Origin of the sequence: Herbiconiux aconitum, from assembly GCF_024979235.1 — a bacterium.
In the GTDB taxonomy this organism is placed as follows: Bacteria; Actinomycetota; Actinomycetes; order Actinomycetales; family Microbacteriaceae; genus Herbiconiux; species Herbiconiux aconitum.
Genome location: NZ_JANLCM010000001.1, coordinates 834,509 through 852,403, shown reverse-complemented (window position 1 = coordinate 852,403; position 17,895 = coordinate 834,509). Strand labels below are relative to the sequence as shown.

The window sequence follows — 17,895 nt, the reverse complement described above, 5'->3', positions numbered from 1 at the left end:
CGTCACGCACTGCGTGCGCGCCCTCGCCCTCGGCGGGGGCTTCGCGCCGAGTCTTCGCCCATGGCGCCTCGTACACTTCTGCGTTTCGTCGCTCATCCGCGGGCTTTGGCGGATCGCGGCCGTGCGATTCGCACCAAAGCCCGCGGCCGAGCGGCGGCCGCGCGGCGCATCCGGACCCGCCCATGATCTACCTCGACGCCGCCGCCACCACGCCCGTCAAACGGGCGGTGCTCGAGGCGATGTGGCCCTATCTCACCGGAGATTTCGGAAATCCGTCGAGTCATCACGGGGTCGGAGAGTCGGCCTCACGCGCGCTCGCCGCAGCCCGCCGCACCGTGGCCGAGTGGCTCGGCTGCCGGCCGAGCGAAGTCGTGTTCACCTCGGGTGGAACCGAGGCCGACAACCTCGCGGTCAAAGGCATCGCGCTCGGCGACCCGCGCGGGCGGCACGTCGTGCTGAGTGCGATCGAGCATCCGGCGGTCGTCGAATCGGTCGACCACCTGCGGAGAGTGCACGGCTTCGAAGTGAGCGTCGTCCCCGTCGATTCGGAGGGACTCGTCGACCCGGATGCGTTCGCCGCGGCCCTGCGCCCCGACACCACACTCGCCACGGTGATGTACGCGAACAACGAGATCGGCACGGTGCAGCCGGTGGCTCGCCTGGCGGAGCTCGCTCACGCATCCGGGGTGCCGTTCCACACCGATGCCGTGCAGGCAGCCGGGTGGCTCGACACCCGGCTCGACACGCTCGGGGTCGACGCCCTGAGCCTCTCCGGTCACAAGCTCGGCGCACCCAAGGGCATCGGTGTGCTCGCGGTGCGGCAGCGGCTGCCCCTCGAACCGGTGGTGCACGGCGGCGGGCAGGAACGCGGACACCGATCGGGCACCGAGAACGTGGCCTTCGCCGTAGGGCTGGCAGCGGCGGTGCAGCTGGCTTCGCCCTCAGAGGTGGCTTCGGCAGCGGCGCGCACCACCGGGCTGCGCGACGAGTTCATCGGACGGGTGCTGGCCGAGGTTCCCGGTGCACAGCTGACGGGGCATCCGTCGTCGCGGCTGCCGTCGGTGGCGTCGTTCTGCTTTCCGGGCACGAGTGGAGAGGCCGTGCTGCTGCAGCTCGAAGAGCGGGGTGTGATCGTGTCGAGCGGATCGGCCTGCGCAGCCGGCAGCGACGACCCCTCGCCGGTGCTGCTCGCGCTCGGCCTGTCGCCGCAGGTCGCGCAGACCGCGGTGCGCTTCACGCTCTCGCCCGACACCACCGCCGACGAGCTGGCGGCGGCAGCGGATGCGCTCCGTGCGTCGGTCGCGGAGGTCGCATCGCTCGGTTGACCGCGCGCACTCGGGGCGGCATCCTTCGGCGGCGGGGCCCGGTTGGACGGCCGGCGAAGGGTGGATGAACGCCGAGTGACCGGTCGCGGCGCACACCGCGGTGCGCCGTAGCATCGGAGCATGTCCGACCCGAGCACGCAGATCGACGTGCTTGCGGCTCGGCGAGCACTCGAGGCGGTGACGCACTCGGTGGCGGCCCGCGCATCCTTCGTCGCCGCGTATGACGGACCCGGCGAGGCCGTGGGGGTGCTGCGCCAGTTTCTCGCGCGGGCCGACGATCCGGCCGCTCGTGAAGCCGACCGCCTCCACATGGAGAAGCTCGCCCGCACCGCGTTCGCCCGTGCCGATTCGCCCAAGGCGGCGAAGCGTGCCGACGAGGCGCTCGCCGTGTTCCACACCGAAGACCACACCCGCACCGCCCAGCTGTCCGGGCTCGTGAAGGCCCTCGCCGCTCTCACCCGCGCTGACGCCGACCCTCCTCGCTGACGCGTCCGTCCGCCCGAGCGTCGTCCACTCCGGACAACTCCAAACGTGCTGGCAACCGTCGCCTTATAGGGGCGAGGTCACGGTGACGATTGGAGTTGTCCATGACGATGTGCGCAGCCGCCCGGATGGGTGCGCGCCGTGCACGACGGGGTCAGGCGGTGAGCCAGACCGCATCGGGCGCGTCGACCTCGACCGTGGTGGCCGCACCGTGTGCACCTGCCCCAGGTGCACTCGCCGCATCGTGTGCACCTGCCGCACCGCGTGCACCTGCCGCAGGCGCACCTGTTGCACCGTTCACGTCGAGCACCTCGAGCCCCCGCGTCGCACCCGCCACCGCATCCACCACATCTACCACCCGCACCCGCGTGCCCGGCCCGACCCCGCCCTCGGCGAGGCGGCGCAGCAGCGACGAATCGCGGTCGTTGATGCGCACGACCAGTCCCTCGTGTCCGGCCGGCGCGTCCTCCAACAGCACCGCTTCGAACACCGGCACCACGCCCGCTGCCGAGGGGATCGGATCGCCGTGCGGATCTTGCGTCGGCCTCCCCAGCCGCTCGTCGATCGCGTCCAGCAACCTCTCACTGATCGAGTGCTCGAGCACCTCGGCTTCGTCGTGCACCTCGTGCCACTCGTATCCCATCTCGCGCACGAGCCAGCTCTCGATCAGCCGGTGCCGCCGCACCACGCCCATCGCGCGCATCCGCCCTTCAGCCGTCAGCGTCAGCGGACCGTAGGGCACGTGCGTGATGAGTCCGCCGGCCGCGAGCTTCTTCACCATCTCGGTCACCGACGACGGAGCGACGCCGAGTCGCCCGGCGAGCACCGACGGGCTGATCGGATCGGGCTGCCACTCGGTGTGCGCGTAGATGGTCTTGAGGTAGTTCTCGGCCGCGACGTCCTGTCCGGCCACATACCGCGAGGCGTGGGCGGCGGAATCGGATGCGGAGGTCGTCATGATCGCTCCAGCCTAGGACGTCGGAACGAACGGCCTCAGACCTCGCTCGTCGCCTCGTCACGCGGCAGCAGCATCCCGCCAGACCCCATCGCGTGCGTCACGTCGATCGCGATCACGACCCGCTGCGGGTTCTCGCGCGGCTGACGGTAGCGCACCGCATACCGCGCGACGGCATCGGCCACGGCCGACGGGTCGTCGAGGATGCGCGCCGTACCGCTCAGAGTCAGCCAGCGTGCGCCGTCGAGTTGGCTGACGCTCGCGCGGCCGTCGCGCAGCACGTTGCGCACCTTCTGGCTCGGACCGTTCGTGATGATGCGCACCGTCGCACCGTCGAAGGTGAAACCGACCGGCACGACGTGCGGTGAACCGTCTTTGCGCAGTGTCGACAGGGTCGCGAGATGTCGGTCGCGCACGAACTCGTCGCCTTCGGCGCTCAGCAATCCCATCTCGGCATTATCGCAGCCCGCCCGATGCGGCAACGGGATGCCTGTGCTAATTTTTAGGCATGCCTAAAAATGCGATGGCGCAGAAGGCGGCGAGATCGCCGAGAGCGCGCGACCTGCCCGGCTCGCGCCCTCGCTGGTGGCACAGCATCGCGATGTTCGGGCCGGCCTTCGTCGCGTCCATCGCCTATGTCGACCCCGGCAACGTCGCCGCGAACCTCACCTCGGGCGCGCAGTACGGCTACCTCCTGGTCTGGGTGCTCGTGTTGGCGAACGCGATGGCGGTGCTGATCCAGTTCCAGTCGGCGAAGCTCGGAATCGTCACCGGCAAGACGTTGCCCGAGCACGTCGGTGCGCGCACGCGATCCTGGGGTCGTCGCGCCTACTGGTTGCAGGCCGAGATCGTGGCGGCCGCCACCGACATCGCCGAAGTTCTCGGGGGCGCCATCGCGCTGAACCTGCTCTTCGGTGTGCCCCTCGTGATGGGCGGGGTGATCGTGGGCCTGGTCTCCATGGGGCTGCTGCTCGTGCAGAACGCGCGGAGGCAGCGCACCTTCGAGTTCATGATCATCGGACTCCTCGCCGTGATCGCCTTCGGCTTCCTGGCCGGCGTCTTCGTGTCGAACGTCGACTGGTTCGCGGCCGCCGACGGCCTCGTGCCGCGCTTCGAGGGAGCCCCCACGGTGCTCCTCGCCGCGAGCATGCTCGGAGCGACGGTCATGCCGCACGCCATCTACCTGCACTCGGCCCTCGCCCGCGACCGCCACCATGTGGAGTTCGCGGCGCTCGCCGAGAAGAGCGACTTCACGGGCGAAGCAGTGCGGGCGTCGCGAGCGGATGCGCCGGTGCGAGCGGATGCGCCGGTGCGAGCGGATGCGCCGGTGCCAGCCCGCGAGGAAGCCCGCCCCGCCGAGGCCCCCACCCCGCCCCTCGCCGAGGCCCCCACCCCGCCCCCCGCCCCCACGCACGGCGCCTCGAACGAGCGCCTCCACCGCCTGCTCCGCGTCACCCGCGCCGACGTCGTGGTGGCGCTCGTTCTGGCCGGCGCGGTCAACATCGCCATGCTGCTGCTCGCCGCGTCGAGCCTGCGCGGCGTCGACGGCACCGACACCATCCCCGGCGCCTACGCCGCCATCCAGTCCGCGCTGGGCCCCGCGATCGCGACCATCTTCGCGGTCGGGCTCCTCGCATCCGGTCTCGCGTCGACCTCGGTGGGCGCCTACGCGGGTTCGGTGATCATGAAGGGGCTGCTGCGCATCCGGGTGCCCATCATCGCCCGCCGGGTGGTGACGCTCATCCCCGCGCTGATCGTGCTCGGCGTCGGCATCGACCCGACCTGGGCCCTGGTGCTCAGCCAGGTTCTGCTCAGCATCGGCATCCCGTTCGCGCTGATCCCGCTCATCCGACTCACCGGCAACCGCGCCCTGATGGGCGAGTTCGCCGACCGGATGCCTGTGCGCATCGTCGCCTGGACCGTCGTGGCCCTCATCGTGTGCCTCAACGTCGTGTTGATCTTCCTCACGGTGACGGGGGCGGGCGTCGCGGCCTGAAGGCACCCGCCGTCAGGGTTCCGTGAGGACCGGCCGCACCCGAGCGCATCCGACACCGTCCGTTCACCACTTGGACGTATCGTCTGCATCCATGCCCCTCATCGACAATGCGGTCTACGTGACCGGACGCCGTGCCGACGACCCGAAGAGTCTCGACGAGACCTACGAGCTGATGGACCGCCTGCACGGTATGGCGTGGATCGGGCTCTACCGGCCGGATGCCGACGAGATCCGTTCGGTCGAGACCGAGTTCGACCTGCACCACCTCGCCGTCGAAGACGCCCTCACCGGTCACCAGCGCGCCAAGCTCGAGCGCTACGGCGACACCCTCTTCGTGGTGCTGCGGCCGGCCCGTTACCTCGACGCCGCCGAGGAGGTGGAGTTCGGCGAGGTGCACGTGTTCATCGGACCGGGCTTCGTGGTGACGGTGCGGCACGCCGAATCGCCGAACCTCGGCGCGGTGCGGCATCGCCTCGAGGCGAACCCCGACCTCCTCGCGCTCGGCCCGGAGGCGGTGCTCTACGCGATCGTCGACGAGGTGGTCGACGAGTACGGCCCCGTGGTGGCGGGCCTTCAGAACGACATCGACGAGATCGAGAAGCAGCTCTTCGGCGGCGAGGCGGATGTCTCGCGCCGCATCTACGACCTGCTCGGTGAGGTGATGGAGTTCCAGCGGGCCGCGCATCCGCTCGCCGGCATGCTCGAAGCCCTGCTGCGTGGGGCCGAGAAGTACCAGGTCGACCTCGAGGTGCAGCGGGGGCTCCGCGACGTGCTCGATCACGTGCTCGCCGTGGTGGGGCAAGCGGATGCGTTCCGCGCGACCCTGCAGAACGCCCTGACGGTGCACTCCACCCTCACGACCCAGCGGCAGAACGACGAGATGCGGCGCATCTCGGAGGCGAACCTGACCCTCGCGGAGGACACGCGCAAGCTCTCGGAGGCGAGCATCCAGCAGGGCGACGAGGTGAAGAAGATCTCGGCGTGGGCGGCGATCCTGTTCGCGCCGAGCCTGATCGCCGGCATCTACGGCATGAACTTCGACCACATGCCGGAGTTGCACTGGGTCTTCGGCTATCCGCTCGCCTTGGCGGCCATGGTGGTGATGGCCGTGGTGCTCTACAAGGTCTTCAAGCGCAACCGCTGGCTCTGACCTTCGCGAGGTGCGCTCCCCGCGCCGGGCGGCGATAGCCTGGGGGCGTGAGCGATGAGAGCGGGGGCGCGCCGCCCAACCCGAGCGTCGAGTTGAGCGCCGGCGGGGTGGGTCCGTGGGTGGGGGAGCTGCCGGACGCGCCGCAGTACGACCCCGAACTCCTCGCCCGGGGTGACACCCGCAACGTGATCGATCGCTACCGCTACTGGCGCATGGACGCGATCGTGGCCGATCTCGACGAGCACCGGCATCCGTTCCACGTGGCCATCGAGAACTGGCAGCACGACCTCAACATCGGGTCCATCGTGCGCAGCGCCAACGCCTTCGCGGCCGACACGGTGCACATCATCGGCCGCAAGCGCTGGAACAAGCGCGGCGCGATGGTGACCGACCGCTACCAGCACGTGTCGAATCATCCGGATGTCGCATCGTTCGTCGCCTTCGCACGCGACGCCGGGCTGCCGATCGTCGCCATCGACAACGTGCCCGGAAGCGTCATCATCGAGACCTTCGTGTTCCCGTCGCGCTGCGTGCTGCTGTTCGGGCAGGAGGGCCCTGGCCTCTCGCCCGAGGCGCTGGCGGCGGCGGATGCGGTGGTCGAGATCTCGCAGTTCGGATCGACCCGCTCGATCAACGCCTCGGCGGCCGCGGCGGTCGCGATGCACGCCTGGATCACCCAGCACGTCGCCTTCTAGTGCCTCACCCCGCGGTGGCGGTGGGGGACTCCTCCGGCTCCACGTCGGCCGGGATGCGCGACCGGGGGCGCCAGACCAGCGTCGCCACGAGAACACCCGCCACCACGACCGCCCCACCCAGCAGGTCGCCGACCGTCGGCACCTCGCCGAGGATCAACCACGCACTGATGAACCCCGCCACCGGCACGAGCATCGAGAACGGCGCCACCCGGCTCGACGGATTGCGCTTCATCAGCGTCACCCAGATGCCCGACCCCACGATGGTGCCGAGCACCACCGTGTAGAGCAGACCGAGCACCGCGGGCAGGGCCTCGAGCGTGAATGTCGTCGCCAGGGACGCGCCGATGCGGGCCGGCCCCTCGATCAGCAGCGACAGGGCGATCATCGGAATCGGCGGCACCACCGACATCCACAGCGTCAGCCCCAGTGGGCTCACCGGATTCGCCTGACGGCTGCACACGTTGCCGAATGCCCAGCCGAGCGCTCCGCAGAGCGTGAGGATCACCGGCAGCAACGCCGACGCCCCCGCCCGCTCCGCGGCGATGATGCCGAGCCCGGCGACGGCGATGAGGATGCCGACACCCTGCACCAGGCTCAGACGCTCGCGCAGCCAGACGGCCGCGATCACCACGGTGAACGGGGCGGATGCCTGCAGCACGAGAGAGGCGAGCCCCGGCGGCATCCCGGCGGCGAGCCCTGCGTAGAGGAACGCGAACTGCAGGATGCCGAAGCCCAGCCCGTAACCGAGCAGCCAGCGCACCTTCACCCCGGGCCACTTCACGAACAGCACGGTGGGGATCGCCAGCACGAGAAAGCGCAGCCCCACCAGGAAGAACGGCGGGTATTGCTCGAGCGAGAAGTGGATGGCGACGAAGTTCACGCCCCAGAGCAGCGCGACGAGTCCGGCAAGCAGTCGATCGCGGAGGGGCATGCCTTCAGCCTCGCGCGCTCACTCCGGCCCCACAAGCAACCGTTGCTACACCGAGGATGTGGCGCAGCTTCAATCAGAGCTGGCGGCGCGGACGGGGCTCATCTTCCGTGCTTGGCAAGGATGGTGTCGAGGTCGATGCGCTTCAGCGTTCCGGTCCAGTCGAACTCACGCGCCGCATCGATCGCCGAGTCCTCGGCGAGCACCTTGCCGTTGCGCTCGATGGTCACACCGGCGGGCGCGACGTCGTTCAGGATGCGCAGGATCTCGTCGTTCACGGCCTCGGCGTCGAAATCGGCGCCGTAGCGAGCGTAGACATCCGCGTTGACGGTGTAGTTCAGGATGGTGATTTCGGTGTTGGTCACCTCTCCATCTTCGGGGCATCGGCGTCGAAGGGCCAGGTGCGGCGCCTAGAATCCTCGGGTGAGTTCTGCATCCGTGTCCCCGCAGGCCGGAGGCGCGCGGCGCACCGGCACCGCTCCCGTCGTGCTTGCCATCGTTCTCGACGCGGCTCTCATCGTGCTGTTCGTGGCGATCGGGAGGCAGAGCCACGACGAGGATTCCGCGATCGTCGGCTTCCTCACCACCCTCTGGCCCTTCTTCGCGGGCGCCGCGATCGGCTGGGTCGCGTCGCTCGCCTGGCGGGCGCCGCTCCGCCTGGTGCCCACCGGCGTCGTGGTCTGGGGTGCCGCCGTGGTCGCCGGAATGCTGCTGCGCATCCTCTCGGGGCAGGGCGTGCAGTGGAGCTTCGTCATCGTCACCGCCGTGGTGCTCGGTGTCTTCCTCGTGGGCTGGCGTGCCGTCGCGGTGCTGGTGCGTCGCATCCGTCGCCGCTAGCCTCCGCTTCGGGAGGAGGTGCACGTAACGAAGGCCCTCTGCGTGCTTCGTTCGTCGCAGCTCCTCCCGAAACGACGACCGCCGCGTACAACGCTCCGTATGCGCAGCCCGCGCACAGCCGCGCGTTCCTAAGATGAGGCATGCGACCAAGACTGTGGGCCGCGGCGTCGGGAGTGGTCGCCGCAGGGACGGAGCTCGCGACCGCCGAACTGATCGCCCTGTTCGCGGGCTCGGAGACGAGCCCCCTGTTCGCCGTCGGCTCCTTCGTCATCGACCTCGCGCCCGCGGGTGTGAAAGACACGGTCATCCAGCTCTTCGGCACCGGTGACAAGGCCGTTCTGCTCATCATCCTCGGCGTCGTGGTGCTGGTGCTCGCCGGGCTCGTCGGCCTGCTCGAACTCCGCCGCCCACCATTTGGAACAGCGCTCCTGATCGTGGTGTCCGGCGTGGCCGTGCTGGCGGTCACCACGCGGGCCGGCGCAAGCGGGCTCTCGGCCATCCCGACCGTCATCGGCATGATCGTGGGCGTGCTGGTGCTCCGGATGCTCATCGGGCGATTGCGCCGCTGGCAGGCTTCGCAGACGTCGCAGACGTCGCAGATCTCGCAGGCGTCGCAGACCTCACAGACCTCACAGGCGTCGCAGACTTCGCCGACTCCGCCCGTGCAGGCGCCAATCCGCGCCCAGGCAGCGGTCGACCGGCGCGGCTTCCTCATCCGCGCCGGCATCGCCGCCGTCGCCGCCCTCGTGGTGGGGGGCGTCTCCCGCACGATGAACGCGGCGGCCAGCGCCGTGAGCGCGGCGCGCGCCGCCATCACGCTCCCGCCCCCTGCCACGCCCGCTCCCGCGATCCCCGCCGGCGCCGACCTCGGGCTGAAGGGCCTCGTTCCGTACGTCACACCCAACGCCAGCTTCTACCGCATCGACACCGCGCTGCAGGTTCCTCAGGTCGAGGCCGAGGGCTGGAGCATCAAGGTCACCGGCATGGTGGAGCAGGAGATCGAACTCAGCTGGGACGAGCTGCTCGCCCTCCCGCTCGAAGAGCACGTCGTGACTCTGGCCTGCGTCTCGAACGAGGTGGGCGGCAACCTCATCGGCAATGCGGTCTGGCTCGGGTATCCGATCCGCGAGCTCTTGGCTCAGGCGAAGCCCACCGCGGGTGCCGACATGGTGCTCTCCACGAGCACCGACGGTTTCACGGCCGGCACCCCCCTCGAGGTCCTGCAAGACCCGGAGCGGGTCGGCATCCTCGCCGTCGGCATGAACGGCGAACCGCTGCCCACGGAGCACGGCTACCCGGTGCGGATGGTGGTCGCGGGGCTCTACGGATACGTCTCCGCCACCAAATGGGTCATCGAGCTGAAGGTCACGCGCTTCGCCGACGCGGAGGGTTACTGGATTCCGCGTGGCTGGTCGGCGCTCGGCCCGATCAAGACCGAGTCGCGCATCGACGTGCCGCAAGCCGGCGCATCGGTCGCCGCCGGCACCGTGGCGGTGGCGGGCGTCGCCTGGGCGCAGCACACCGGCATCGAGAAGGTGGAGGTGCAGATCGACGGCGCCGACTGGAACGAGGCCCGCCTGGCCGACACCGCGAACATCGACACCTGGGTGCAATGGGTCTACGAGTGGGACGCGAAGCCCGGCTCCCACACCATCGCGGTGCGGGCGACCGACAGCTCCGGCGCCACGCAGACCTCGGACAAGGCGCCTCCGGCTCCCGACGGCGCGACCGGCTGGGACACAGTCAGCGTCAGGGTGAACTGAGCCCATCCACCCCTGTCGTCGGCATTCCCTAGAGTAGTCACGAGGTGGGGACGTGAGGGAAGTCGATGAGGGCGCGACGACGAGTCGTCGCCGACCCGGTTTCGCCGGTGCGCCTCGACTGCCCCGGCAGCTGGTCGACCGGCCGCGACTGGTGCGACGACTCGACTCGGATGCGCCGCTCACCATCGTGCGGGGGGTGGGAGGCGCGGGCAAGACCGTTCTGATGGCCGAGTGGGCGCGCACTCGATCGGCATCCGACCGCCCCGGTCAATGGGTGTCGCTCCGACGTCAACCCTCCACCCGGCTCTCCTTCTGGCGCGATGTCGTCGACGCCGTGATCGACTCCGGCATCGAGACCGACGACTCCACGCTCGCGAACCTGGTGGCGTCGCTCAGCCGCTCCGACGACCCGCGCGCCACGCTGGTGCGGGCCTTCTCGCGGCTGCCCGACGGCATCCATCTCGTCATCGACAACTACGAGCGTGTCGACGACAGCGACGTGCACCTCGACCTGCTCGACGTGCTCGAGCACTGCCACGACGTGCGCGTGACTCTCGCCACACGGTCGATGGCCGGGTTGGATGCCGCGTTGCTGTCGTTGCGGGTCGACACCGAGATCGTGGGGCCGGCGGCGTTGCGGTTCAGCGACCAGGAGGTGGCGGAACTGTTCGTCAGCGCCGGCACCACCGCGTCGCCGGAGGTCGTCGCCGCCGTGCAGCACGCCACCGACGGGCTCGCCCTGCCGGTGCGCGCGGCGGCCACGACGCTCGTGAGCGAGGGACGCATCCTCGAGCCGCGCGATGTGCGGGTTCCGGATGCCGTGGTCGCCTACATCGCCGAAACGGTGGCCCACGTCGCGCCCGACGAGCGGGTGCGCTCGTTCCTGCTCAAGGTCTCCGTGCCCGAGGGGGTCAGCGTCGGCCTGGCCCGCGACCTCACCGGCGAAGAGCACGCCGAGGAGTACCTGAACCAAGCCGAGTCGAACGGCCTGGGCCTCTGGTCGAGCGGGCCCGAGGGTCTGGTCTTCCGATTCTCGGGCGTGGTGCGGTCGGCGCTCTACGGCGAACTCGTGGCGCAACTGCCCGAACAGGTGCCGGTGCTGCGCCGTCGCTATGCGGCCTGGGCGCGTTCGCAAGGGCTGGCCTTCGTGGCGCTGTCGAACGCCGTCGAGGCCGGCGACCTCGAATTCGCGTCCCGCATCGCGCTCGAGTGGTGGGCGCAGTTGCTCGAGGTGCACCTCATCGAGGCGGTCGGTGTGCTGCGCGGGGTTCCGCTGCGCTCCATCCGGCACTATCCGCTCCTGGCCATGGTGCTCGGCCTCGGCTACGACGCGCTCGGTGACAACCGGATGCGCGCGATCGAGCTCTTCACGCTCGCGATCGCTGCCTCCCGGGTGCGGGCGAGCAAGACCGACTCGGCTGAACGCTTCGTGCTGGTGGCCGGCGAGAGCGCCGCCTATCGCTTGAGCGGCCGGTTCGAGCAGGCCGGCAAGTCGGGGGAGAACGCCCTCCAGATCTTCGAGGAGCTCGCGCCCGCCGATCGCGATGCCCTGGAACGCAACGCCTACCATCTGCTCGCCCACGCCGGCGTCTCGCTGCTCTACGCCGGACGACCCGATCGCGCCCTCGAAGCCTTCCGTGCCGCCTACAGTGCGAGCATGCAGGTGCCCGAGCTGCGCGCCCGCCTGCGCCCGTTGTCGTTGATCGCCGGCACCCTCGCCTTGAGTGGCGAGATGGTGGAGGCGCGCGAACCCATCTCGCGCCTGAATCGGATGGACTGGCCCGAGGGCTGGCGGACGGGGCATCCGGGTGCCCTCTATCGGCTGGCCCAGGGCTTCGAGGCCCTCGAGCGATTCGATCCCACCGCGGCACAGGCCCACGTCGATGCCGTCGAGCGGTACCTGCCGGGTAGCGAGCATCGGGGAGCCTTCCTGCTGTTGCAGGCGCTCATCGACCTCGCGACGCACCGGCATCGGGCCGGGAGTGTCGAGCTGCAGGTGGCGCTCGAGCGCGGAACGGGCAGCGAGATCCCCCGCGTGATCGGTGAGTGGCTGTCGGCGCTGCTCGCCGTCGAATACCTCGCCTCCGGTCGGCCGGCGCGAGCAGAGGCGGTGCTCGCAGGCCAGCCCGCGGAGGCACCCGCCGTCATCCTGGTGCGTGCTCTGACAGCACTGCTCGGCGACGACCCCGCTGAGGCCCTGCGACTGCTGAACGGTGTGCGGCAGCGCGGCTGGATGAGCCGGCACATCGAAGTGGCCCACAGCCTGGTGCGGGCGGCGGCCCTGCTCCGTCTCGGCAACGTCGACCTGGCGGCCGACGTCACCGACGAGACGGTGGCGCTCATCCTCGATCGCGACCTGCGGTTCGACATCGTGTTCATCCCGGACGTCGACCGTGAGGCGTTGGCCGCGAATGCCCGCGCGCACGAGCTGGTGTCGAGTGTCTCCTTCTTCGATTCGGTCGCCGGGCAGCGGTCGTTCCTGCCCTCGGTGCTCGCGCGCACGCGGCTCACCGATCGCGAGGCGACGGTGCTGCACCACCTCGTCGAGACCGGCAGCACGGCCGAGATCGCGTCGGCGCTGTTCGTGTCGATCAACACGGTGAAGAGCCAGCTGCGCAGCCTCTACCGCAAGCTCGGCGTCGCCTCACGGGAGGAGGCGCTGGTCGCCGCTGCGGAGCGCGGGTTGCTGGAAGGCTGAAGTCGGCCCTGGTGCTCGAGTAAACCTCATGTCATGATGGATGAGAATAAATCATCTTCATGACGAGAGGCCCTTCCGTGCACACCCTTCCCACTTCATCCGGGCGCCGCGCCCGGTTCGCCGCCGTCACCGCCGCGGCGGCTTTCGGCCTCGCCGTACTGGCTGCCCCGTCAGCCGCTCACGCCGCGCCGAACACCGCCGTCAACGACGTCTACACCGTGCCCGCGGGCTCCGTGTTCACTGCCGCCGCGGCCGTCGGCCTCCTGGCCAACGACGTCGAGCTCGACCCGACCGTGCTGATCTCCATCAGCGGCGACCCGGTGCACGGCGCGATCACGTCGATCGGCAACGACGGCGCGTTCAGCTATTCACCCACCGACGGGTTCGTCGGTGACGACACCTTCAGCTACTGCATCAAGATCGAACAGACGCTGCCCTGTGTCAGCCTCAGTGCCACGGTCACGCTGCACGTCGAAGGCGCCATCGAGCGAATCGGCGGCGCCGACCGCTACGCCGTCTCCGCCGGTGTGTCGGCCAAGGAGTTCGCCCCCGGGGTCGCAACCGCCTACGTGGCGTCCGGTGAGGTGTTCCCCGATGCGCTCTCGGCTTCGGCGGCCGCCGGTGCCGGCGGCGCGCCCGTCCTGCTCGTCGGTCGAGACGGCATCCCCGCGGTCATCACGGCTGAACTCACCCGGCTGAAGCCGCAGAACATCGTCGTGCTCGGTGGCACCAACACCATCACCGCCGGTGTCGAGACCGCGCTCGATGCGTACGTCACCACGGGTGCGGTCACGCGAATCAGCGGAGCCGACCGCTATGCGGTCTCCGCGGGCATCTCGCTGGCGACCTTCGGACCGAACCGTCCGGTCGCCTACATCGCTTCGGGTGAGGTCTTCCCCGATGCCCTGTCGGGTTCTGCGGCCGCTGGAACTCTGGGTGGGCCGGTGCTCCTGGTGCAGAAGAACTCGATCCCGGCCGTGGTGGCGACCGAGTTGGCGCGACTCGTGCCCAGCAAGATCGTGGTGCTGGGTGGCACGAACACGATCGCCGACTCCGTCGTGGCGACGCTGCAGATGACCGCGGTCACCAACCGTGTCGCGGGCGCCGACCGGTTCGTGGTCTCGGCCAACGTGTCGGCTGGTGCCTTCATGCCGGCCGACACCCACACGGTGTTCGTCGCGTCGGGTGAGGTGTTCCCCGATGCCCTCTCCGGTGCTGCGGGAGCGATCGCGAACCACGCCCCGGTGCTGCTCGTCACGAAGAATGCGATCTCGACGCAGGTGGCGACCGAACTCGACCGGTTGAACCCGACGCGGATCGTCGTGCTCGGTGGCACGAACACCATCTCCGACGCGACCTACGCGCAGTTGGCGACGCACCTGGGCTGATCCGGGCAATCGCCCGGCGCGACCTCCGCCTTCCTGCCTCAGCCGATGAGGGAGGGGCGGAGGTCACGCAAGGTGCGGTGGCGCGTCATCCGTCTCGCCCCGAGGAGCGAGACCAGAAGCGCGCCGAGCAACCAGCAGAGCAGGGCGGTCGCGTCACCCGCGGCGAGGTCGAGGTTGCCGCCGTACATCAGCTGCCGGATGCCGTCGACCGCGTGACTCATCGGCAGGATGTTGTGCAGCACCTGCAATGGCCCCGGCAGTGTTTGCCACGGGAAGGTTCCGCCCGCGGTCACGAGTTGCAGCACCATCAGCACGAGCCCGAGGAACTGGCCCACACTGCCGAGCAGGATGTTGAGCGCCAGGATGATAGTCGCGAACGTCGCCGAGGTGAGCACCATGAAGCCGAACATGCCCCAGCCGTGCTCCACGTGGTAACCAAGGGCGAGGGTGATGATGCCGAAGACGGCAGTCATCTGCAGGGCGCCGAGGATGGCGGGCGTGAGCCAGCCGGCGGTGGTGACGGTGAGCGGCTTCTTCAGTGCCGTCAGCGCCCGGCGGGAGAGCGGCTTCACGATCAGGAACAGGGCGTAGATGCCGATCCACGCCGCGAGACTGATGAAGAACGGAGCCATGCCGGCACCGTAATTGCTCGCCTTGGTGACAGCGCTGGTGTCGAGCGCTACAGGATCGGAGATGGTCTGAGCGGCGGCCTCGCGCTGGTCGGCGGTCTGGTCGGGCACGTCGGCGAGGCCGGATGCGAGTCCGTCCCGCAGCGTGTCGGCCCCGCCGTTCAGCGCGTTGAGTCCGTTCGAGAGGTCGAGTGAGCCTTGGGCGATCCGGGTGATTCCCGTCGAGAGCTCGGAGGCGCCGGACGCCGCGCTGGCGATGCCGTTCGCGAGGGTCGGCGCGTCGTTCGTCAGCTTCTGGGTTCCTGCGGCGACCTGGCTGCTGCCGCTCGCCAGGTCCTGGGCGCCGGCCGCGACCTTGCTACTGCCGTCGGCCAGCTGATCGATCTGGCTGTTGACAGTCTGCACCTGCGCGTTTCCTTGCACCACCGCGTCGCCGAGTGGGTCGAGTACGGCGAGTACCCGATCGATCTGATCCTGACTGAAGCCCGCATCGGTGAGCTGCTGAACGATGTCGGCCCGCGCGGCAGGTACGTCGGCCGCGGCCTGGCCGGTGGCCGATGCGATCTGGGCCGCCTTGTCGGCCAGCTGCCGATTTCCGTCGGCGACCTGCTGGGCGCCGACCGTGAGGTCTTGCGCGCCGGCCGCGACCTTCTGGGCACCGTCGTTGAGCGCGGCGGCCTGCGCGGGGAGGTCGGCGGAGCCCGCCTGCAGTTGCTGCAGGCCGTCGTTCAGTTGCAAGGCCCCGATGTTCGCCGATCCGGAGCCCTCGGCCAACGTCAACGCGCCTTCGGCCGCGGTGGTGCTGCCATCGGCGAGTTTCGAGGCGCCGTCGACGGCTTCGCCGAGGTTCGTGCGCACTGTCGCGAAGCCGTTCAGGAGGGTGAGAGCGGCTTGCTTGCCGACGCGCTCCGTGATGCTCGCACGCACCTTCTCCGCCACCTGGCCCGCGATCGTGGTGGCGAGGAAGCTGTTCGTGTCGTTGGTGGTGAGCTTCACGACGGCTTGCTCGGGAGCGTTGCCGCTCGCCGAGGTCAGCGCGCTCGAGAACCCGGCGCCGAGGGTGAGGATGAAGTCGAACTCGCCGTCGCGCACGCCTTGTTCGGCGTCGGCGGCGGTGGTGACCTGCCAGCCGAAGGAGGCATCCTTCAGCAGTTGGTCGCGCACTTCGTCGCCATAGTTCACGGCCTTGCCGTCGAGGGTGCCGCCGGTGTCCTCGACCACGAGTGCGACCGGCACGTCTTTGAGGTTTCCGTAGGGGTCGTTGTTGGCCCAGAGGTAGAGGCCCGCGTACAGCACGGGCACGAGCATCAGCGCCACGAGGGCGAGCCGTGCCATGGAGGAGGCCGTGAGGCGTTTGAGCTCCGAGGCGACGAGGTGGACGATCTTCACGCGAAAGGCTCCGATTCGGGTTGCGTGGTGGATGCGGGTGCGGCGGGCGCAGGTGCGGCGGGTGCGGTCTCGGCCGGCGCGGCCGCGGGGGGTGCAGCAGCGTGCGCGGCGCGTGCAGGCGGGGTGGGGGCAGTGTGAGGCGGCGTGGCCTCGGAGGGTGCGAGTTCGGGCGCGGCCCCGGCGGGTGCGGGTGACGCGGTTGCGGATTCACCGGCTTCGGCGGACCCGGCATCGGCAGGTGCAGGTGTGGCTTCCGGGGATGCGGGTGCGGGTGTGGGTGTGGGTTCAGTCCCAATGGGCGTGGGTGTGGGTGCGGGTGCGGGCGACGCGGTTGCGGCTGTGGCTTCGGCAGGTGCGACTGCGAGCGCAGCTTCGGGCTCGGAGGCGGCCGGGCGCGGCGGCAGCAGGGGCGCGATGATCTCGGCCGAGGCCGCACCGCACACGACGAGCACTGCGAAATCGCGGTCGGCGAGGTCGGTCGCCACCGCCAGCCATTCGCGCGGGTCGCCGCCGTGCCGGTCGGGACTCGTGATCACGACTCCCCGCACCCCGCGCCGGAACGCGGCCACTTCGGCCAGGATGCGCACGCGCACAGCGGGGGGCACGTCGCCCATCCGCACCGCCGCGAAGGCCGCGCCGCCGGCTTGATCGATGACCGCGGCGACGGTGTCGCGCGAGGTGGACCGCCCGGCATACATCAGCTCTTCGATCACGACTGAGCGCAGCAGCAGATCGGGGGACGGGTCGCTCACATCGGGTGCGTCGACGAGCGCGATCCGCTCACGCGCCGACGCGGCATCCGCGACGCCGTCGAGCGTGACGGAGCCGCTGTCGGGCACCATTCTTCCGCTCGCGATGAGCGAGAGCACGGTGGGCTGGTCGCCGGTCTCGGCCGCGACGACGGTGACCCTTCCGCTCTCGAACACGAGAGAGGTTTCGGGCAGCGGGATGCCGTTCTTCCCTTTGCTGACGGCCTCGACGACGATTCTCATGCCGTGCGGCCTTTCGTCTGAGGAGCGGTCGCCCGTGGGGCGCACAGCTGCGCGGTGGATTCGATCAATTCGTTCGCGTCGCGCCACGACAGCCCGGCGACCGACAACCCAACCGCCATCACGAGGCGTCGCCCCTCCTGCTCGGAGAGGTCAGTGCGCACCGCCTCGTCGAGCACGGCGATCGCGGCGTCTTCGATGAGCCGGGCGAGACTCTCGACCGGAACGTCGTCGCGGAACCAGCCGCGCCCGACACCGTCGCGGGCCGCCCGGCGAACGGATGCGCGCACGGGGCCGAGCGCATCGGCCACGGTCTTCTCGAGCGGGCCGTGCACCGCGAGCTGCGCGAGCACGCGCACCTGCTGCACCTCGCCCCACATCGCGGCGCCGATGAGGGCGAGATGGATGCGCGGATCGGGGTCGTGCACGTCGGCGAGCGCCGCGGAGATGCGGGCACCCCCGCGCGTGAGCAGTTCGGCGAGCAACTCATCGCGCGAGCCGAAGTGCCCGTAGAGTGCGCGCCGCGAGAGACCCGCCTCGGTGGCGACGGCGTCGAGCGACGCCTCAGGGTCGCGGCGGAACACGACGGCCGCGGCGGCGACGATCGCTTCGCGATTCTCGGCGGCATCACGTCGTGGGGCGCGGGGGGAGTGGAGGGCGGTCGGCATGT

At 70.0% G+C, this 17,895-nt stretch carries 16 protein-coding genes; 9 read left to right on the top strand and 7 right to left on the bottom strand.

What is annotated here, in order from left to right; translation table 11 throughout:
* The first annotated feature begins 182 nt into the window (after positions 1 to 182).
* Both N1027_RS03840 and N1027_RS03835 read left to right on the top strand, forming a co-directional pair.
* Positions 183 to 1,325, top strand: a complete 1,143-nt coding sequence (locus tag N1027_RS03840; protein WP_259505379.1) for a cysteine desulfurase family protein — start codon at positions 183 to 185, stop codon at positions 1,323 to 1,325.
* A gap of 120 nt (positions 1,326 to 1,445) precedes the next feature.
* Entirely contained in the window at positions 1,446 to 1,811 is a 366-nt protein-coding gene (locus N1027_RS03835; protein WP_259505377.1) for a hypothetical protein, read from the top strand.
* Between the two features lie 151 nt (positions 1,812 to 1,962).
* On the opposite strand, the gene N1027_RS03830 is transcribed toward N1027_RS03835, so the two are convergent.
* The gene (locus N1027_RS03830; RefSeq protein WP_259505376.1) at positions 1,963 to 2,766 is read right to left on the bottom strand and encodes a metal-dependent transcriptional regulator; all 804 of its coding nucleotides are present in this window, start codon (positions 2,764 to 2,766) and stop codon (positions 1,963 to 1,965) included.
* 35 nt (positions 2,767 to 2,801) lie between these two features.
* Complete coding sequence (locus N1027_RS03825) at positions 2,802 to 3,212, bottom strand: PPOX class F420-dependent oxidoreductase (RefSeq protein WP_259505375.1); 411 nt, start codon at positions 3,210 to 3,212, stop codon at positions 2,802 to 2,804.
* A 59-nt stretch (positions 3,213 to 3,271) separates the two neighbouring features.
* Here N1027_RS03825 and N1027_RS03820 point away from each other — a divergent pair, with 59 nt between their 5' ends.
* The 3 genes from N1027_RS03820 to N1027_RS03810 all read left to right on the top strand — a co-directional run bounded on the left by N1027_RS03820 (position 3,272) and on the right by N1027_RS03810 (position 6,604).
* Positions 3,272 to 4,759 (top strand): Nramp family divalent metal transporter, encoded by a 1,488-nt coding sequence (locus tag N1027_RS03820; protein WP_372499667.1) that lies wholly within the window; start codon positions 3,272 to 3,274, stop codon positions 4,757 to 4,759.
* A gap of 91 nt (positions 4,760 to 4,850) precedes the next feature.
* The gene (locus N1027_RS03815; RefSeq protein ID WP_259505373.1) at positions 4,851 to 5,909 is read left to right on the top strand and encodes a magnesium and cobalt transport protein CorA; all 1,059 of its coding nucleotides are present in this window, start codon (positions 4,851 to 4,853) and stop codon (positions 5,907 to 5,909) included.
* A gap of 47 nt (positions 5,910 to 5,956) precedes the next feature.
* Positions 5,957 to 6,604, top strand: a complete 648-nt coding sequence (locus N1027_RS03810; RefSeq protein ID WP_259505372.1) for a TrmH family RNA methyltransferase — start codon at positions 5,957 to 5,959, stop codon at positions 6,602 to 6,604.
* A gap of 4 nt (positions 6,605 to 6,608) precedes the next feature.
* Here N1027_RS03810 and N1027_RS03805 read toward each other — a convergent pair whose 3' ends face one another.
* Together N1027_RS03805 and N1027_RS03800 are read right to left on the bottom strand one after the other, a co-directional pair.
* Positions 6,609 to 7,535, bottom strand: coding sequence for an EamA family transporter (locus tag N1027_RS03805; protein ID WP_259505370.1), 927 nt, complete (start codon positions 7,533 to 7,535; stop codon positions 6,609 to 6,611).
* Between the two features lie 98 nt (positions 7,536 to 7,633).
* A complete protein-coding gene (locus tag N1027_RS03800; protein WP_259505368.1) occupies positions 7,634 to 7,897 on the bottom strand; it encodes a hypothetical protein in 264 nt (87 codons plus the stop codon).
* A gap of 58 nt (positions 7,898 to 7,955) precedes the next feature.
* Here N1027_RS03800 and N1027_RS03795 point away from each other — a divergent pair, with 58 nt between their 5' ends.
* The 4 genes from N1027_RS03795 to N1027_RS03780 all read left to right on the top strand — a co-directional run bounded on the left by N1027_RS03795 (position 7,956) and on the right by N1027_RS03780 (position 14,218).
* Positions 7,956 to 8,369 carry a DUF3054 domain-containing protein gene (locus N1027_RS03795; RefSeq protein ID WP_259505366.1) on the top strand — a complete coding sequence of 138 codons (414 nt, stop codon included), beginning with the start codon at positions 7,956 to 7,958 and terminating at the stop codon, positions 8,367 to 8,369.
* Positions 8,370 to 8,509: 140 nt separating this feature from the next.
* Positions 8,510 to 10,132 carry a molybdopterin-dependent oxidoreductase gene (locus N1027_RS03790; protein WP_259505365.1) on the top strand — a complete coding sequence of 541 codons (1,623 nt, stop codon included), beginning with the start codon at positions 8,510 to 8,512 and terminating at the stop codon, positions 10,130 to 10,132.
* A gap of 52 nt (positions 10,133 to 10,184) precedes the next feature.
* On the top strand, positions 10,185 to 12,830 hold the full coding sequence (locus N1027_RS20090; protein WP_259505363.1) for a LuxR C-terminal-related transcriptional regulator: 2,646 nt from the start codon (positions 10,185 to 10,187) through the stop codon (positions 12,828 to 12,830).
* Between the two features lie 59 nt (positions 12,831 to 12,889).
* Positions 12,890 to 14,218: a cell wall-binding repeat-containing protein gene (locus tag N1027_RS03780; RefSeq protein ID WP_259505361.1), complete on the top strand. Its 1,329-nt coding sequence runs from the start codon at positions 12,890 to 12,892 to the stop codon at positions 14,216 to 14,218.
* 38 nt (positions 14,219 to 14,256) lie between these two features.
* On the opposite strand, the gene N1027_RS03775 is transcribed toward N1027_RS03780, so the two are convergent.
* The 3 genes from N1027_RS03775 to N1027_RS03765 are packed head-to-tail and all read right to left on the bottom strand — an operon-like array spanning position 14,257 to position 17,893.
* Entirely contained in the window at positions 14,257 to 16,236 is a 1,980-nt protein-coding gene (locus tag N1027_RS03775; protein WP_259505360.1) for a YhgE/Pip family protein, read from the bottom strand.
* Positions 16,233 to 17,228 carry a hypothetical protein gene (locus N1027_RS03770; protein WP_259505358.1) on the bottom strand — a complete coding sequence of 332 codons (996 nt, stop codon included), beginning with the start codon at positions 17,226 to 17,228 and terminating at the stop codon, positions 16,233 to 16,235. Before N1027_RS03770 ends, N1027_RS03775 begins: the two co-directional genes overlap by 4 nt.
* Entirely contained in the window at positions 17,225 to 17,893 is a 669-nt protein-coding gene (locus tag N1027_RS03765) for a TetR/AcrR family transcriptional regulator (RefSeq protein WP_259505356.1), read from the bottom strand. Before N1027_RS03765 ends, N1027_RS03770 begins: the two co-directional genes overlap by 4 nt.
* Positions 17,894 to 17,895 lie beyond the last annotated feature (2 nt).

What these genes read in the sequence shown, in the direction of transcription:
- N1027_RS03840 (WP_259505379.1), top strand. Translation starts at nt 183, where the DNA reads ATGATCTACCTCGACGCCGCCGCCACCACGCCCGTCAAACGGGCGGTG.
- N1027_RS03835 (WP_259505377.1), top strand. Translation starts at nt 1,446, where the DNA reads ATGTCCGACCCGAGCACGCAGATCGACGTGCTTGCGGCTCGGCGAGCA.
- N1027_RS03830 (WP_259505376.1), bottom strand. Translation starts at nt 2,766, where the DNA reads ATGACGACCTCCGCATCCGATTCCGCCGCCCACGCCTCGCGGTATGTG.
- N1027_RS03825 (WP_259505375.1), bottom strand. Translation starts at nt 3,212, where the DNA reads ATGGGATTGCTGAGCGCCGAAGGCGACGAGTTCGTGCGCGACCGACAT.
- N1027_RS03820 (WP_372499667.1), top strand. Translation starts at nt 3,272, where the DNA reads ATGCCTAAAAATGCGATGGCGCAGAAGGCGGCGAGATCGCCGAGAGCG.
- N1027_RS03815 (WP_259505373.1), top strand. Translation starts at nt 4,851, where the DNA reads ATGCCCCTCATCGACAATGCGGTCTACGTGACCGGACGCCGTGCCGAC.
- N1027_RS03805 (WP_259505370.1), bottom strand. Translation starts at nt 7,535, where the DNA reads ATGCCCCTCCGCGATCGACTGCTTGCCGGACTCGTCGCGCTGCTCTGG.
- N1027_RS03790 (WP_259505365.1), top strand. Translation starts at nt 8,510, where the DNA reads ATGCGACCAAGACTGTGGGCCGCGGCGTCGGGAGTGGTCGCCGCAGGG.
- N1027_RS03780 (WP_259505361.1), top strand. Translation starts at nt 12,890, where the DNA reads ATGACGAGAGGCCCTTCCGTGCACACCCTTCCCACTTCATCCGGGCGC.
- N1027_RS03770 (WP_259505358.1), bottom strand. Translation starts at nt 17,228, where the DNA reads ATGAGAATCGTCGTCGAGGCCGTCAGCAAAGGGAAGAACGGCATCCCG.
- N1027_RS03765 (WP_259505356.1), bottom strand. Translation starts at nt 17,893, where the DNA reads ATGCCGACCGCCCTCCACTCCCCCCGCGCCCCACGACGTGATGCCGCC.